General features: G+C 67.2%; 14 protein-coding genes. 10 read left to right on the top strand and 4 right to left on the bottom strand.

Annotated elements, in window-relative coordinates; all coding sequences use genetic code 11:
• Window positions 1-56: 56 nt before the first annotated feature.
• Window positions 57-1,187, top strand: a complete 1,131-nt coding sequence (locus K5L49_RS04225; protein WP_223695235.1) for an alkaline phosphatase family protein — start codon at window positions 57-59, stop codon at window positions 1,185-1,187.
• Here K5L49_RS04225 and sepH read toward each other — a convergent pair.
• Complete coding sequence (gene sepH / locus K5L49_RS04220) at window positions 1,184-2,368, bottom strand: septation protein SepH (protein ID WP_223690760.1); 1,185 nt, start codon at window positions 2,366-2,368, stop codon at window positions 1,184-1,186. The two genes, K5L49_RS04225 and sepH, sit on opposite strands and share 4 nt — an antisense overlap.
• Before the next feature lie 206 nt (window positions 2,369-2,574).
• Between sepH and K5L49_RS04215 the strand changes: the two genes are divergently transcribed.
• Window positions 2,575-2,868, top strand: coding sequence for a DUF4193 domain-containing protein (locus K5L49_RS04215; RefSeq protein ID WP_026307201.1), 294 nt, complete (start codon window positions 2,575-2,577; stop codon window positions 2,866-2,868).
• Between the two features lie 11 nt (window positions 2,869-2,879).
• Here the strand turns inward: K5L49_RS04215 and K5L49_RS04210 are convergent, their stop codons facing one another.
• A complete protein-coding gene (locus K5L49_RS04210) occupies window positions 2,880-3,332 on the bottom strand; it encodes a DUF3093 domain-containing protein (RefSeq protein ID WP_223690759.1) in 453 nt (150 codons plus the stop codon).
• 38 nt (window positions 3,333-3,370) lie between these two features.
• Between K5L49_RS04210 and dut the strand changes: the two genes are divergently transcribed.
• The 6 genes from dut (at window position 3,371) to dxs (ending at window position 12,603) form a co-directional block, all read left to right on the top strand.
• A complete protein-coding gene (gene dut, locus K5L49_RS04205; RefSeq protein WP_223690758.1) occupies window positions 3,371-3,844 on the top strand; it encodes a dUTP diphosphatase in 474 nt (157 codons plus the stop codon).
• The gene (locus K5L49_RS04200) at window positions 3,841-4,467 is read left to right on the top strand and encodes a DUF3710 domain-containing protein (protein WP_223690757.1); all 627 of its coding nucleotides are present in this window, start codon (window positions 3,841-3,843) and stop codon (window positions 4,465-4,467) included. The genes dut and K5L49_RS04200 overlap by 4 nt, the downstream gene beginning before the upstream one ends.
• A gap of 9 nt (window positions 4,468-4,476) precedes the next feature.
• Window positions 4,477-5,241: a DUF3159 domain-containing protein gene (locus K5L49_RS04195; protein WP_223690756.1), complete on the top strand. Its 765-nt coding sequence runs from the start codon at window positions 4,477-4,479 to the stop codon at window positions 5,239-5,241.
• A 4-nt stretch (window positions 5,242-5,245) separates the two neighbouring features.
• Entirely contained in the window at window positions 5,246-7,621 is a 2,376-nt protein-coding gene (locus K5L49_RS04190; protein ID WP_223690755.1) for an HAD-IC family P-type ATPase, read from the top strand.
• Window positions 7,622-7,781: 160 nt separating this feature from the next.
• The gene (gene acnA / locus K5L49_RS04185) at window positions 7,782-10,595 is read left to right on the top strand and encodes an aconitate hydratase AcnA (RefSeq protein WP_223690754.1); all 2,814 of its coding nucleotides are present in this window, start codon (window positions 7,782-7,784) and stop codon (window positions 10,593-10,595) included.
• Window positions 10,596-10,665: 70 nt separating this feature from the next.
• On the top strand, window positions 10,666-12,603 hold the full coding sequence (gene dxs / locus K5L49_RS04180; RefSeq protein ID WP_223690753.1) for a 1-deoxy-D-xylulose-5-phosphate synthase: 1,938 nt from the start codon (window positions 10,666-10,668) through the stop codon (window positions 12,601-12,603).
• 9 nt (window positions 12,604-12,612) lie between these two features.
• Here the strand turns inward: dxs and K5L49_RS04175 are convergent, their stop codons facing one another.
• Together K5L49_RS04175 and K5L49_RS04170 are read right to left on the bottom strand one after the other, a co-directional pair.
• The gene (locus tag K5L49_RS04175; protein ID WP_223690752.1) at window positions 12,613-13,149 is read right to left on the bottom strand and encodes a dihydrofolate reductase family protein; all 537 of its coding nucleotides are present in this window, start codon (window positions 13,147-13,149) and stop codon (window positions 12,613-12,615) included.
• Between the two features lie 12 nt (window positions 13,150-13,161).
• On the bottom strand, window positions 13,162-14,364 hold the full coding sequence (locus K5L49_RS04170) for a N(5)-(carboxyethyl)ornithine synthase (RefSeq protein ID WP_223690751.1): 1,203 nt from the start codon (window positions 14,362-14,364) through the stop codon (window positions 13,162-13,164).
• A gap of 94 nt (window positions 14,365-14,458) precedes the next feature.
• Here K5L49_RS04170 and K5L49_RS04165 point away from each other — a divergent pair, with 94 nt between their 5' ends.
• Together K5L49_RS04165 and K5L49_RS04160 are read left to right on the top strand one after the other, a co-directional pair.
• Window positions 14,459-14,836 (top strand): MerR family transcriptional regulator, encoded by a 378-nt coding sequence (locus tag K5L49_RS04165; protein WP_223690750.1) that lies wholly within the window; start codon window positions 14,459-14,461, stop codon window positions 14,834-14,836.
• Window positions 14,833-15,825: an aldo/keto reductase gene (locus K5L49_RS04160; RefSeq protein WP_223690749.1), complete on the top strand. Its 993-nt coding sequence runs from the start codon at window positions 14,833-14,835 to the stop codon at window positions 15,823-15,825. Before K5L49_RS04165 ends, K5L49_RS04160 begins: the two co-directional genes overlap by 4 nt.
• The last annotated feature ends 29 nt before the right edge of the window (window positions 15,826-15,854 follow it).

The raw sequence follows: 15,854 nt of genomic DNA, 5'->3' as shown, positions 1-15,854 counted from the left end.
GCTGGCCCCGCTCGTCGACCGGAACGCCGTATGACAAACTGGGCCAGATGCCCCCCATGCTACCGGCCGCCTACACGACACGGACGAGCCTTGCCGCAGTTCTGCCAAGTTCGCTGGCCGCACTCGGCGGTGCGCAGAACGAACTGGGCCTTCCCGGGGTCGATCGGGCCGTCGTGATCGTCGTGGACGGGCTCGGCGCCAGCGCTCTGCGGGCGCGCGCCGGCCACGCCCGCTTCCTCGCCCCGCTGCTGGGCAAGACGACCACGATCGATGCCGGCTTTCCGACGACGACCGCGGCCGCCCTGGCTTCCTTCGCGACCGGCACTCTGCCGGGCGAGCACGGTCTCGTCGGGTACCGGGTGCGCGATGCGGCGAACGATCGTCTCGTCAACCAGCTGAGCGGCTGGGGCGACCGACTCGACCCCGCCACCTGGCAGCGTTCGCGAACCGTGTTCGAACGCGCGAGCGCAGCGGGAATCCGTAGCTGGGCCATCGGACTGCCCAAATACGTCGATTCCGGGTTCACCAGGGCGATCCTGAGAGGCGCCGAGTACGTCGCGGCGCGCACGATGGCCGACCGGTTCGAGGCCGCCGAGCGCATCCTGTCGGCACCGGAGCCCAGCCTGACCTACCTCTACGTCGCCGAGCTCGATCAGATAGCCCACGCCAAGGGCTGGGAGTCTCCCGACTGGACAGCGGCATTGGAGTCCCTCGATGCGCTCGTCGCCGGGTTCGCCCGGCGGCTCGGCCCGCGGCAGGGCGTGCTGCTCACCGCCGACCACGGGGTGGTCGATGTTCCGGAGACGGGGCACATCCTGTTCGACACGGCGCCCGAGCTCGTGAAAGGTGTCGCACAGATCGCCGGAGAGCCCCGGTGCCTGCAGCTTCATCTCGTGACGCCGGGCGAGCGCGCCGCACAGGAGCTCGCCGAACGCTGGCGTTCCGTGGAAGGGGATCGGGCGTGGATCGCGACCCGGTCAGAGGCTGTGGCGGCCGGCTGGTTCGGTCCTTCGGTGCATCCCGAGGTGCTGCCGCGCATCGGGGATGTGCTGGTCGCGGCACGCAAACGTGTCGCTTACTACGACTCCCGCGACCTGCAGCGCACCGGCCGGAACATGGTCGGACAGCACGGTTCGCTCACCGCCGACGAGACTCGCGTGCCCCTTCTGCGATTCGGCGCGTTCTAGGCCAGATCGTCGTCTGTGCGGGCACCGAAGACGATCTCGTCCCAGCTCGGCATCGAGGCGCGGCCCTTCTTGCCGGCACGCGGCTGCGAACCGGTCGACGACGGGCCGGTCGATGATGGGCCCGACAGCTGCTGCGACGCGGTGCTGGTGGACGACGACGCGATGGATGCCGTCTCGGCCGGAGCAGGTGCCGGTGCCCCGTCGGACGGGATCGTGAAGATGTCGAACGGTTCCTCGACGATCCGCATCGGCGCTTCGGCCGGCGTCTCGGCGGGAATCTCGGCGGTCTCGCCAGCGACGTCGTCGGTCGGCCCGGCTTCGTAGTTCGCGGCTTCGCGCTCGCCTCGGCGGCGGCGCAGGGCTTCCAGCAGGTCGGCGGTCTGATGCAGATCGCGCGGCGTCTCGTCGTCGGCGCGCTTGATGGCGTTGACTGCGATCGAGTTGTTCGCCGAGGTCACCGTGCGACCGTATCCGAGCGACTCGAGGAACGGCGCCGTGTCCGGCCCGATCTGGTCGCTCTGCGGTTCGGCGAAGGTGAACGCTCCGCTGTCGAACCGGGATTCGTCCGGCTCGCTGTCGCGGGGGATCACCGCGCGCAGGCGCGGGATGAGAGCTCCGCGCAGCTCGCCGGCCTGCGAGAGCGTCGTGGCCTCGGAGTTCAGGGGGGCGAGCGCGTGCTTGCGGACGTCATAACCCCAGCGGGCGTCGTGGTCGATGAGGTCGGCGGTGAACTCGAGCTTGAGGATCCAGCCGGCCTCGCTGTCTTTCCAGCTCGCCCAGCGCTCGCCGGTGACACCGAGCGAGGCAAGACGTTCCCGGATGACGGCGCCGAACGAGTCACCCTCGCCCAGAGGATCGGTTTCGACGGAGGTGTGCACCGGAACGCTCAGCGCGCTCGCCACGATGTGCTCGCGTTCGGCGACGATCGGCCCCTCGAAGCGCAGGATGTACTCGATCGGAGAGCCCGTGACGGCGGCGACATCTTCGGCGGACATGCCGGAACGGATGTGCGCCTGCACCTCCCGCGGCGAGAGTTTGGCCGCCGTTGTCGGCGTTTCCTGCCTGAACTGGCGCACTTTCGACTGGAGAACCTCGTCGATGGCGATGCGGAACCGTTCACCGTCGTCGCCGACGGCGACGAGTGCACCGTTCTCGACCCCGATGACCTTCAAATCCTGCATGGTGGATGCCTTCCCAGCTGTCTACGTACGGCCCAAGAATGCCACGTCACGGGCTGGATTCCGGGGAATAACCGTGGCGCGCCGGAAGTTGAAAACCGAGCAATCGCCGAGAGCCCGCCGAGTGGTTTGCTATTCCCCGGGGATTGATGCAAACTATGGCCGCCGATTGCGAAGAATCGGCCGTTAAGTACGAGAAGTGGATGGGCATGGCAACGGATTACGACGCACCGCGGAAGACCGAAGACGACTCCGAGTCGATCGAGGCCCTCAAGGAGCGAGTTCCGGACAAGATGTCAGGGGTTGTCGACGTCGAAGACGCGGACAACCCCGGCGGATACGAGCTCCCTGGTGCCGACCTGTCGGACCTCGATCTCGACGTCGTCGTCTTGCCGCCCCAGGCGGATGAGTTCACGTGCGTGAACTGTTTCCTGGTGAAGCACCGCTCGCAGATCGATCACGAGACAAAGCTCGGACCGATCTGCGTGGAGTGCGCGGCCTGACGGCAGGCTGCCTACGGCAGCGGCGCGAGGCGAGCCTCATCGAGAACCCGGACCAATCGGTCCGGGTTTCTTGTTGAGAGCACCCAGTACGGTGCCGGGTCGTTCACATCGAGCACCGGCACTTTCACCACAGGCTTGACCCAGCCGCGGATGAGCAGCCAAGCCCGGGCGTCGAGCCGCTGCCCGCGTTCGAGGCTCGCCTCATCGTCCTTGTACGCGGTCGGCTGACCGATCATGGTCAGGGGGATGGCGGCGCGGCCGGCGATCAGTTCGCTCTTCGTCACGCGGATCGTGGGGGAGGAGGCGATCAACATCCCCACGATGGCGAGATAGAGCACGATCGCGACGACGATGCCGACAGGCATCGAGATCGGCGCGAAGACGAGGATGCTCGCCGGGATGACGAGGGCGGTTGAGATGAAGAGCCAGGGGGCGGCCCACAGGCGCTCACGGTACAGGTCCATGTCCCTATTCGATCAGACTTCTGCACTACCCTCGACACGTGACCGATCCTGTTGACGTTCCGATCATCGCCGACCTCATCCCCGCGTACGCGCATCCGGGTGATGCCGGCGCCGATCTGTGTGCCACTGAAGCCGTGACTCTCGACCCCGGACAGCGCCGCACCGTGGGCACGGGCGTGTCGATCGCCTTGCCGGACGGCTACGCCGCGTTCGTCGTTCCGCGCAGCGGATTGGCGGCCCGTCACGGCATCACCATCGTGAACTCGCCGGGGACGGTCGATGCCGGCTACCGCGGGGAGATCCGCGTGACGGTTCTGAACACCGACACGTCGATGCCGTACGATATCGCCGTCGGCGACCGGATCGCGCAAGTGATCGTCATGCCGGTGACCCGGGCGCGGTTCGTGCCCGTCGACCATTTGCCGGAGAGCCACCGCGGGTCGGCCGGATTCGGCTCCACCGGATACAGCGCGGAATCAGCAGGTAGTGCCCAGGTAGGAGAACACGCGTGAGCGACAGCAGTAGCACCGACCGCCAGAACTGGGAGAAGTCGGCGCCGGAAGACCGTGAGACCGATGGGCCGCTCGACGAGAGCGAAGCGAACCCGGTTCGCCCCTACGTCGACCTCGGCGGGGTGAAGATCCTTCCCCGTGAGGGGCTTCACCTGCGTTTGGAGGTCGAGGAGGAGACCCAGCGGGTCGTCGCCGTCGGTCTCGACTACGCGAACTCGACGCTGCAGGTGCAGCCGTTCGCCGCTCCGCGCTCCAGCGGGCTCTGGCACGAGATCCGCGAACAGATCTCCGAGCAGGTCGAACGTCAGGGTGGTCGCACCTCGGAGCGCGACGGTGTCTTCGGACCGGAACTCGTCGCCGAGATCCCGGTCGCGGCGCCTCAGGGTGCGCCGGGCGAGACCCGTGTCGCCCGTTTCGTCGGGGTCGACGGGCCGCGCTGGTTCCTGCGGGGCGTGATCGCCGGGGATGCCGCTGTGAAGCCGGAAGCCGCGGCTCTCGTCGAAGATCTTTTCCGCAGCATCGTCGTGGTGCGCGGTGACACTCCGATGCCGCCGCGCGACCTCATCCCGCTCCGGATGCCGGCGGCGCCGTCGACGGGCCCCGACAACTACACGTCGCTCTAGGCCGTGAGCATGACCGACCGCGCACCACAGGACCCTCAACGAGACCCGGACGACCAGGCGGAGAAGACCGATGCGGTTCCTTCGGCCATCGGCGAGTCCCTCGCCCGGGCGGCGCAGAAATCCGGGCTCGGGCAGCTCGCCGACGGCGAGACGCCGACCGGAGCCGCTCTGCTGGGGGCGCTCGGCGGCGTGCGCGGCCTGGCCGAGACGATCCTCCCCGGTCTCGTCTTCCTGGTGCTGTACACCTTCACCCAGAACGTCCCCCTGTCGATCGGCTGCTCCGTTCTCGTGGCCGTGGTATTCACGATCGTCCGCATCGTCGGCAAGACACCGGTCACCCAGGCGATCGCCGGTCTCCTCGGGGTCGGGATCTCGGCCATCCTCGCCCTGATCACCGGGCGAGGCGAAGACAATTTCATTCTCGGCATCTGGACGAACGCGGCCTACGGCGCCGCCATCCTGATCTCCATGCTGGTGCGCTGGCCGCTCATCGGCCTCGCGGCCGGGTATCTCATGGGCGACGGCCTCGCCTGGCGTCGCGTGCGCAGCACGTTCCGTGTGATGCAGGCGCTCACGTTCTTCTGGTTCCTGCTGTTCGCGGCGCGTCTCATCGTTCAGGTTCCGCTGTATCTTGCGCACACCGACCAGGCGACGATCGCGCTCGGCATCACCAAGCTGCTGATGGGCGTTCCGCTCTACGCGCCGTTGCTGCTCATCACCTGGTTCGTCGTGCGGGGGCAGTTCGACACCGACAAGAAGCCGGCTCGGGGGTAGCCCGATGCTCGACGCGCGCACCAGGGAGGGGCTGACCCGCGCGGAGGTTGCGCAGCGGCACGCGAGCGGCCGGGGGAACACGCAGCAGCAGTCGAGTTCGCGCTCGATCGGCGACATCCTGCGTGAGAACATCCTCACGCTGTTCAACGGCATCCTCACCGTCTGTTTCGTCGCGGTGATCGTGCTGGGCGATCTGCGCGACGGGTTCTTCTACGGTGTCGTGATCGTGAATGCGCTGATCGGGATCGTTCAGGAGGTGCGCGCGAAACTGGTACTGGACCGGGCAGCCCTGCTCGCCGCTCCCGAGAGCCGGGTGCGGCGCGACGGAGAAGTGGCGACCATCCCGCTGGAGGGAGTCGTGCTCGACGATCTGCTCGTCCTGCGCCCAGGCGACCAGATTCCGGCGGATGCGCGTGTCGCCGAGAGCACCGGCCTCTCGCTCGACGAGTCGATGCTGACCGGCGAGGCCGACCCGGTGTTCAAAGACGAGGGCGCCGCGCTGCTCTCCGGCTCGCATGTGGTGAGCGGCACAGGATATGCGATCGTCACGGCGGTCGGAGCGGACTCGTACGCGAGCAAGCTCACGAGCGAGATCCGCAAGCATTCGCTCGTGCATTCGGAGCTGCGGGATGCGACCAACCGCATCCTCGTCTATCTCTCCTGGATTCTCGGCCCGGTCATCCTGATCACCCTCGTCGGCCGGGTGCTCGCCTACGGCGGCTGGAACGAGCTGTTCGTCGACACCCGCTGGCGGCGTGCGCTGCTGGACGCGGTGGCGGCAGTGGTTGGCATGATCCCGGAAGGTCTCGTGCTGCTGACGAGTCTCGCGTTCGGGGTGGCCGCGATCCAGCTCGCGGGGCGCAAGGTGCTCGTGCAGGAGCTCGCCGCGGTGGAGGTCCTGGCGCGGGTCGACGTACTCTGCCTCGACAAGACGGGAACGCTCACCAGCGGGGAGCTCGCCTTCGACCGCGCCGAGCCGATCGGTGGGGCGGTGTCCGTCGCCGACGCCGACATCGCATTGGCTGCGTTCGGGGCCGACGATACGGGGAACGCGACCTCCGGCATCCTCTCGAGCCGGTTCCGGTCCGACCGCTACCGGGTGGTGCGGCGGGTGCCGTTCAGCTCGGCGACCAAATACAGCGGGGTCGTGCTGACCGTCGACGGCGTCGAATCGTCGTGGGTGCTCGGCGCTCCCGAGCGGGTGCTCACCGACCACCCGGTCGAGCTCGACAGGGCGAACATCATCGCCGCAACCGGGCAGCGCACCCTCGCTCTCGTCCGCACGCTCGAACCGCTCCCGCCCGGCTCGCATGTTCCGCTGTCCGGGCTGGCCGTCGAGCCGGCGAGCCTGATCGTGCTCAGTGAGTCGATACGACCCGAGGCGGCCGCCACGCTCGGCTACTTCGCCGAACAGTCGGTGCGGGTCGTCGTGATGTCGGGCGACAACCCCATCACCGTCGCGGCCATCGCGCGGAGCCTCGATCTGGGCGGCGACGCCGTCGACGCCTCCACCCTCGGTGACGACGAGGCGCTCGCCACCGCGCTCGCGACCTCCGACATCTTCGGAAGAGTGAGTCCCGAACAGAAGCGCACGGCCATCCGGCTCCTCCGCGCCGAGGGGCACACGGTCGCGATGACCGGTGACGGGGTGAACGACGCGATGGCCATCAAGGATGCGAATCTCGGCATCGCCATGGGATCGGCCACCGCGGCTACGAAGGCCGTCTCGCGCCTGGTGCTGCTCGATAACCGGTTCGACAGGTTGCCCGATGTGCTGGCCTTCGGACGGCGCGTGATCGCGAACGTGGAACGGGTGTCGAACATCTTCCTGGCGAAGACGGTCTACGGCATCCTGCTGGCGCTGGTGAGCGCCGCGCTGCTCTGGCCGTTCCCGTTCCTGCCGCGTCAGCTGACGCTCGTGTCGACGCTGGCCATCGGCATCCCGTCGTTCTTCCTGGCGTTGGCGCCGAACCGACGGATCTACACGCCGGGTGTGCTGAAGCGGATCATCCGGTATTCGGTGCCGACCGGGATCATCGCCGGACTCACCTGCATCGTGGCCTATCTGCCGTTGTATCGCTCGATCCCGCTGCGTGAGGCACGCAGCGTGACGACCATCGCGCTGTTCTGCGTGTCGTTGTGGATCCTCTGCGTGCTCACACGGCCCCTCAGCGGCCCACGGTGGGGCCTGCTCGGCGGGGTGAGTGCGGCGATGGTGCTTGTGTGCGTGCTGCCCTCCACTCGCGCCTTCTTCGAGATGCACGTGTCGTTCTCGCCGGAGTTGTTGTGGGGCATCGCGGTCGGCGCAGTGGGAGCGGCCGGCATCGAACTGTTCTACCGTCTCGCCCGTCGGCGGGGTCTCGTTTTCGATCGCGAGTGAGTGCCGACCCACCCGATCCGACGTGGTAGATTTATCTTGATGTCGAGATAAATAATCGAGCGGGCGACTTAGGCTTGCCTTGCTGGAAACACACTTCGGCGCACAACCAAGATGGACGAAGGCTTGCAATACCAGGCCGGCCGATGAAGGAGAGGGCACTGTGTCTGCTGTAGACAGCTTCGGAGCGAAAGACACTCTGAAAGTCGGGTCGACCGAGTACGAGGTATTCCGGATCGACAGAGTCGAGGGCTACGAGAAGCTCCCGTTCAGCCTCAAGGTTCTCCTGGAGAACCTGCTTCGCACCGAAGACGGCGCGAACATCACAGCCGACCACATCACGGCACTTGGTGGCTGGGATCCGGCGGCCGACCCCGACACCGAGATCCAGTTCACCCCCGCCCGCGTGATCATGCAGGACTTCACCGGCGTCCCCTGCATCGTCGACCTCGCGACCATGCGCGAGGCCGTCTCGGCGCTCGGCGGCGACCCGAAGAAGATCAACCCGCTCGCCCCCGCCGAAATGGTCATCGACCACTCCGTCATCGCTGACCTCTTCGGCACGGAGAACGCGCTGGAGCGCAACACCGACATCGAGTACGAGCGCAACGGCGAGCGCTACCAGTTCCTCCGCTGGGGCCAGACCGCGTTCGACGACTTCAAGGTCGTCCCGCCGGGAACCGGCATCGTGCACCAGGTCAACATCGAGTACCTGGCGCGCGTGACCATGACCCGTGAGGTCGGTGGTGCGCTGCAGGCGTACCCCGACACCTGCGTCGGCACCGACTCGCACACCACCATGGTCAACGGTCTCGGCGTGCTCGGCTGGGGCGTCGGTGGCATCGAGGCCGAGGCGGCCATGCTCGGCCAGCCCGTCTCCATGCTCATCCCGAAGGTGGTCGGCTTCAAGCTCACCGGTGCCATCCCGACCGGCGTCACGGCGACGGACGTGGTGCTCACCATCACCCAGATGCTGCGCAAGCACGGCGTGGTCGGCAAGTTCGTGGAGTTCTACGGCGCCGGTGTCGCGGAGGTCCCGCTGGCCAACCGCGCCACCATCGGCAACATGAGCCCGGAGTTCGGCTCGACCGCCGCCATGTTCCCGATCGACGATGTGACCCTCGACTACCTGCGGCTCACCGGCCGCAGCGAGGAGCAGATCAAGCTCGTCGAGGAGTACTCCAAGCTGCAGACGCTGTGGCACGACGCCAGCAAGGAGCCCGCGTTCAGCGAGTACCTCGAGCTCGACCTCGGCACGGTCGTGCCGTCGATCGCCGGCCCGAAACGCCCGCAGGACCGCATCATCCTCGCCGAGGCCAAGGGCCAGTTCGAGAAAGATCTCGGCGACTACGCCGAGATCGACCACGACCTCGTCGACCTCACCATCTCGGAGTCGTTCCCGGCGTCCGACCCGGGTGAGCTGAGCCCGGAGGACTCGAACAGCCACCACCTCCACCACCACCACAGCCACGCGCCCAAGACCGCGTCGAGCCCGACCCCGGTGACGATCGCCGAGACCGGCGACTCGTTCACGCTCGATCACGGTGCGGTCGCCATTGCGGCGATCACCTCGTGCACGAACACGTCGAACCCGTCGGTGATGCTCGCGGCCGGTCTGCTGGCCCGCAATGCGGCCAAGAAGGGCCTCACGTCCAAGCCCTGGGTCAAGACGACCCTCGCCCCCGGATCGAAGGTCGTCACCGACTACTACGAGAAGGCCGGACTCACCGGCTACCTCGAAGACCTCGGCTTCTACACGGTGGGTTACGGCTGCACCACCTGCATCGGCAACTCCGGGCCGCTGATCGACGAGATCTCGCAGGCCGTGAACCAGAACGACCTCGCGGTGACCGCGGTGCTCTCGGGCAACCGCAACTTCGAGGGTCGCATCAACCCCGATGTGAAGATGAACTACCTCGCGAGCCCGCCGCTCGTCATCGCGTACGCCCTCGCCGGGTCGATGAACTTCGACTTCGAAGTCGACGCGCTCGGCCAGGACCAGGATGGCAACGATGTGTTCCTGAAAGACATCTGGCCCGACGCCGGCGAAGTGCAGGACACGATCGACTCCTCCATCAACGAGGGCATGTTCACGCACGAGTACGCGAGCGTGTTCGAGGGCGACGAGCGCTGGAAGTCGCTGCCGACCCCGACCGGATCGGTCTTCGAATGGGATGAGAAGTCGACCTATGTGCGGAAGCCCCCGTACTTCGAGGGCATGACCCTCGAGACCACCCCGGTCGCCGATATCCAGGGCGCCCGCGTCCTGGCCAAGCTCGGCGACTCGGTCACCACCGACCACATCAGCCCGGCCGGAAACATCAAGGCCGACAGCCCCGCCGGACGCTACCTCGACGAGCACGGAATCGACCGTAAGGACTACAACTCCTACGGCTCCCGCCGCGGCAACCACGAGGTCATGATCCGCGGAACGTTCGCGAACATCCGGCTGAAGAACCAGCTGCTCGACGGCGTCGAGGGCGGGTACACCCGCGACTTCACCCAGGAGGGCGGCCCGCAGTCGTTCATCTACGACGCGTCGCAGAACTACCAGGCGCAGGGCACACCGCTGGTCATCTTCGGAGGCAAGGAGTATGGCTCCGGGTCGTCGCGGGACTGGGCGGCGAAGGGCACGAGCCTCCTCGGCGTCCGCGCGGTCATCACGGAGAGCTTCGAGCGCATCCACCGCTCCAACCTGATCGGGATGGGCGTCGTTCCGCTGCAGTTCCCCGCCGGCGAGAGCTGGGCGTCGCTCGGCCTCGACGGCACCGAAGAAGTGTCGATCTCGGGTCTCGAAGAGCTCAACGAGGGCACCACACCCAAGACGGTGCACGTCGTCGCCGCTCCGACCGTCGACTCGCCCGCGGGCAAGCAGACGATCGAGTTCGATGCCGTGGTGCGCATCGACACACCGGGTGAAGCGGACTACTACCGCAACGGCGGCATCCTGCAGTACGTGCTGCGGAGTCTCGTCTAGGCAAGAATCGCGAGATGGCTCGGAAGCGATTCCGAGCCATCTCCGATTTCAGCGCGCCTAGACTCGAAGCATGAGCATCCTCGAGACCATCCATGGTCCCCGCGACCTCGACGCGCTCTCCGAGAAGGAGCTCGTTCAACTCGCGGGCGAGATCCGTGGCTTCCTCGTGGCGAACGTGTCCAAGACCGGCGGGCACCTCGGTCCGAACCTGGGCGTCGTCGAATCCACGATCGCCATCCACAGGGTCTTCGACTCGCCGCACGATGCCATCGTGTTCGACACCGGACACCAATCGTATGTGCACAAGCTGCTGACGGGTCGCCAAGACTTCAGCATGCTGCGCCAGAGGGGCGGCCTCGCGGGCTACCCGCAACGTTCCGAGTCGGTGCACGACATCGTTGAGAGCTCGCACGCCTCCAGCTCCCTCTCCTGGGCCGACGGGATCTCGCGTGCATTCGCGATGACCGGCCAGAACGACCGCCACGTCGTCGCCATGGTCGGCGACGGGGCGCTCACCGGTGGCATGACCTGGGAGGCGCTCAACAACATCAGCGACGACAACACCCGTCGCCTCATCATCGTCGTCAACGACAACGGCCGCTCCTACGCTCCGACGATCGGCGGCATGGCTCGCTTCCTCAACACGGTGCGAACCCGCACGGGCTACCGCAACCTCTACCTGTCGAGCCGTCGCGCGTTCGACAAGCTGGGCGGTCCGGGTCAGTCGCTCTACCGGGGCGTCCGCGGCGGTCTGCACGGCTTCCTGAGCCGATTCTCGAACAATGAGGCCCTGTACTCCAACCTCGACATCAAGTACATCGGCCCGGTGCACGGCCACGACATCGAGGCGATGGAGGAGGCGCTGCGGCAGGCGAAGAACTACGGAGCGCCGGTGATCGTGCACGCGATCACCCAGAAGGGCCGTGGCTACGAACCCGCCCTGCGAGACGACGCCGACCAGTTCCACTCGGTGGGTCAGATCGACCCCGAGACCGGTGAGACGATCTCGAACTCGAGCAAACCGTCGTGGACCGGCGTCTTCGCCGACGAGATCCTCAGCCTCGCCGAGCATAATCCTCGGCTCGTGGGCATCACCGCGGCGATGCTGCGCCCGACCGGCCTGCACAAGTTCGCGGAGCGGTTCCCCGACCGTGTGCACGATGTCGGAATCGCCGAGCAGCATGCCGTGACGAGCGCGGCCGGTCTCGCGTTCGGCGGGCTGCATCCGGTCGTGGCGATCTACGCGACGTTCATCAATCGTGCCTTCGACCAGGTGCTCATGGATGTGGCACTCCACAAGGCCGGCGTCACATTCGTCCTCGATCGGGCTGGGGTCACCGGTCCAGATGGGCCGAGCCACCACGGCATCTGGGATCTGGCGATCCTGCAGGTGGTCCCGAACATCCGCCTCGCCGCTCCCCGCGACGGCACTCGTTTTCGCGAGGAGCTGGCGGAGGCCGTCGCGGTCGACGACGCTCCCACCGTGCTCCGGTTTCCGAAAGGCTCCGTCGGTCCCGACATCGATGCCGTGCGGCGGACCGTCGACGGTGTCGACATCCTGCGGGAGTCGGAACGCAAAGACGTCCTCATCGTCACAGTGGGACCGATGGCCGAGCTGGGCCTGAAGGTCGCCGACCGACTCGCGGCGCAGGGCATCGGGGCGACCGTCGTCGACCCGCGTTGGGTGGTTCCCGTGCCGGCGAGCGTGCTCTCCCTCGCGGCCGACCATCGCATCGTGGTGACCATCGAAGACGGCATCCGCGTGGGTGGGATCGGCACCCGGGTCCGTCAGGATCTGCGCGAGGCCGGCATCGATACCGCGGTCGACGAGCTCGGGCTGCCCGACGAGTTCATCGACCACGCCACCCGCGAGCAGATCCTCGAAGGGGCCGGGCTGACGCCGCAGAAGATCGCCCGCGACCTGGTGGCCCAGGTGCTCGGCAGCCGCATCCCGATCGCCCGCCCGCTGCCGGCCGACGAGCTGAGCGAGCGGCACCTGGAGGCGTAGCCTGCCCGATCAGGGCAGGCGGTAAACGTGCTCCACGGCACCGCTCGGGAAGGGCGTGCTGCGCATGAGCCGCAGGGGTTTCGTCACCTCGGTGACCGGCAGCAGCGGCTTTCCGGAGCCGACGAGCACCGGCATGATCGTCACGTGCAGTTCGTCGAGCAGGCCGGCGGCGGCCAGCTGCGCGGCGATGGAACCGCCGCCGACGACCCATACATCGCGATCGCCGGCGGCGTCGCGGAGCTCCCCGTCGAGCTGGGCGAGGTCGCCGGAGAAGAACGTGATGTCGGCGCCGTCGATGACCGGGAGTGTGCGGTGTGTCACGACCCAGGTCGGGATGCCCGGGTACGGCCAGGCCGTGCCCGCGTCGGCCAGCAGGAAGTCGTAGGTCGCCGCCCCCATGATGATCGCGCCGATCCCCGCCAGGAATGCGTCGTAGTGGGTGGAGAACTCCTCGAACCCGAATGCGAGCAGCCAGTCGATGCGATCGGATGAGTCGGCGATGAAACCATCGATCGAGGACGCGACGTAGTACTGGGTGATGGCCATGCCGTGACGCTATCAGCGGGGGGTGACATCCCGGTACGGCGGGAGCGGCTCCCGGTTCTGGAAGGTGAGGATCGCCGGATTCACGATGCGACCCTCGCGGATCTCGATCGCTCGGCGCACCGTCGGATCCGCATCCCAGGCCGCCGGCCCGGCCATCACCACGTCGAGGAACGGAGTGAGCGCTTCCCCGATCTCCCAGGTCGCCGAATCCCAGAGGTACGACGGGCTGTGGTCGACTCCGTAATAGCGCACGTGGTCGCCGACCTCGAAGATCGGCTCGGCGAACGTTGTGGGGCGGGCCCAGCTGAACCCCATCCCCTCGTCGCAGGAGACGTCGACGATCAGGCTTCCGGGCGCGAACCCGCCGAGATCGGACTCGGTGAGATAGGTGAGCGGGGCGTTCGGATCCTGCAGGGTGCAGTTGACCACGATGTCGGCCGCCGCCAGGAAGGGCGCGAGAGGGACCCGCCCCCGCTCCGTGATGACCTGGCTGAGGTAGGGCTCCGTATCGTCGTGGTCGAACTGCACGATTCGCACCGAGTGGATGGGCGACCCGACCGCGGCGACCTCGCGGTTGGTGAGCACCTGCACATCGTGCACACCGTGAGCGTTGAGCGCGGTGACCGCACCGCGCGCCGTGGCGCCGAAGCCGATCACGACCGCGTTGAGCCGCCGCCCGTAGTCTCCCGTGAGGCCGACGAGCGACAGGGCGTGGATGACCGAGCAGTATCCGGCGAGCTCGTTGTTCGCGTGGAAGACGTGGAGGGCGAAATTGCCTTTGCTCGTCCAATGGTTCATCGCCTCGAAGGCGATCAGGGTGAGGTGCTTGTCGATCGCGCGTTGCGTGATCTCCCTGTCCTGCACGCAGTGCGGCCATCCCCAGAGCACCTGTCCGTCGCGCAGCTCGTCGAGATCGCTCGGCTGGGGCTTCGGCAGGAGGATGACGTCGGCGGCCGCGATGATGTCGGCGCGGGAGGCGATCCTGCGCACCAGCGGACGCAGCTGGTCGTCGGTGAGTCCGAACCGCTCGCCGTACCCGTGCTCCAGCAGGATCCGCTCCCGAAGGGCCGGCTCGATGCGGTCGAGGCGGGCCGGATGCAGGGGCAGGCGTCGCTCATCCGGTTTCGCCGAGGTCGCGAGGACTCCGAGGGTGAGGTCGGCGGTGGTGAGGTCGGCGGTGGCGAGGTCGGCGGTGGTGGACGGTGTTTCGGACATTGCGGCTCCCTCGTCGGGGGCCGAGTGGCTCCGTCGCCTCAGACTATGCCCCGCGTTTGACTGAGAGTGCACTCGAAGTCCTATCGTGGCTCCCATGACCGATTCTCTGTCGCTGGCGATCTCCGATGTCGCCCGGCTCACCGGGCTCTCCGCGCACACCCTGCGGTATTACGAACGGGAGGGGCTCATGTTCTCCCCGGTCGATCGGGCGTCGTCGACGCACCGGCGCTATTCGCAGGCCGATGTGAACTGGGTGATCTTCCTCACGAAGCTGCGTCTCACCTCGATGCCCATCGCCCGGATGCGCGAATACGTCGCCCTCGCCCGGCGCGGCGACGACACCTCCGCCGACCGCCTCGAGTTGTTGCTCATCCACCGGATGAACGTGGTGCAGCGGCTTGAGGAGATGACCGCGAGTCTCGCCGCGATCGACCACAAGATCGGTCTCTATCAGGAAAAGGTAACCGCATGAAAACGACAACACTCGGAACCGCGAACCTCGAGGTCTCCCGGCTCGGCCTCGGCTGCATGGGCATGTCCGCGTTCTACAGTGGCGCCGGAACCGACGACGCGGGCTCGATCAGGACCATCCACCGCGCGCTGGATCTCGGGGTCACCTTCTTCGATACGGCCGAGATCTACGGGCCGTACATCAACGAGGAACTCCTGGCGAAGGCGTTCGCCGGCAAGCGCGACCAGGTGGTCATCGCCACGAAGTTCGGCACGATCAACCACCGGGTGCCGGAGGAGAACGGCCAACCGGTGCGCAGCCTCGACGGTTCGCCCGAGAACCTGCGTTTGTCGGTGGAAGGCTCGCTGCGTCGGCTGAACACCGACTACATCGACCTGTACTACCAGCACCGGATGGACCCCGGGACGCCGATCGAGGACACCGTCGGCGCGCTTTCCGAGCTGATCCAGGAGGGTAAGATCCGCCACTACGGATTGTCGGAGGCCGCTCCGGCGACGATCAGACGGGCGAATGCCGTGCATCCGGTGACCGCGGTTCAGACCGAGTACTCGCTGTGGACGCGCGATCCGGAGGCGGAGGTGCTGCCGACCGTGCGCGAGCTCGGCATCGGTTTCGTGCCGTACTCTCCGCTCGGACGCGGGTTCCTCACCGGGACGATCCGCTCCCTCGACCAGCTGGACGAGAACGACTTCCGTCGATTCAATCCGCGGTTCGAGGGTGACAATCTGGAGGCCAACATCCGCATCGTCGAGCAGGTGGACGCCGTGGCCCGGGAGGTGGAGGCGAAGCCCGGTCAGGTGGCGCTCGCCTGGCTGCTCGCTCAGGGCGACGGCATCGCGCCCATCCCGGGCACCCGTCGCGTGGAGAACCTGGAGCAGAACGTGGCGGCCGACGCTCTCACCCTCTCGGGCGACCAGCTGTCGCGACTGGATGAGGTCGCGGCTCCGGTCGGCGACCGCTACGCCGATATGAGTCCGCTCAACAAATAGGCCGTCTGACGTCGAAGCGGTCGCCTTCT

It is taken from the genome of Leifsonia poae (assembly GCF_020009625.1).
GTDB classification, from domain to species: Bacteria; Actinomycetota; Actinomycetes; order Actinomycetales; family Microbacteriaceae; genus Leifsonia; species Leifsonia poae_A.
The sequence above is the reverse complement of the archived record's forward strand: the minus strand, read 5'-3'. Positions and strand labels throughout refer to the sequence as shown.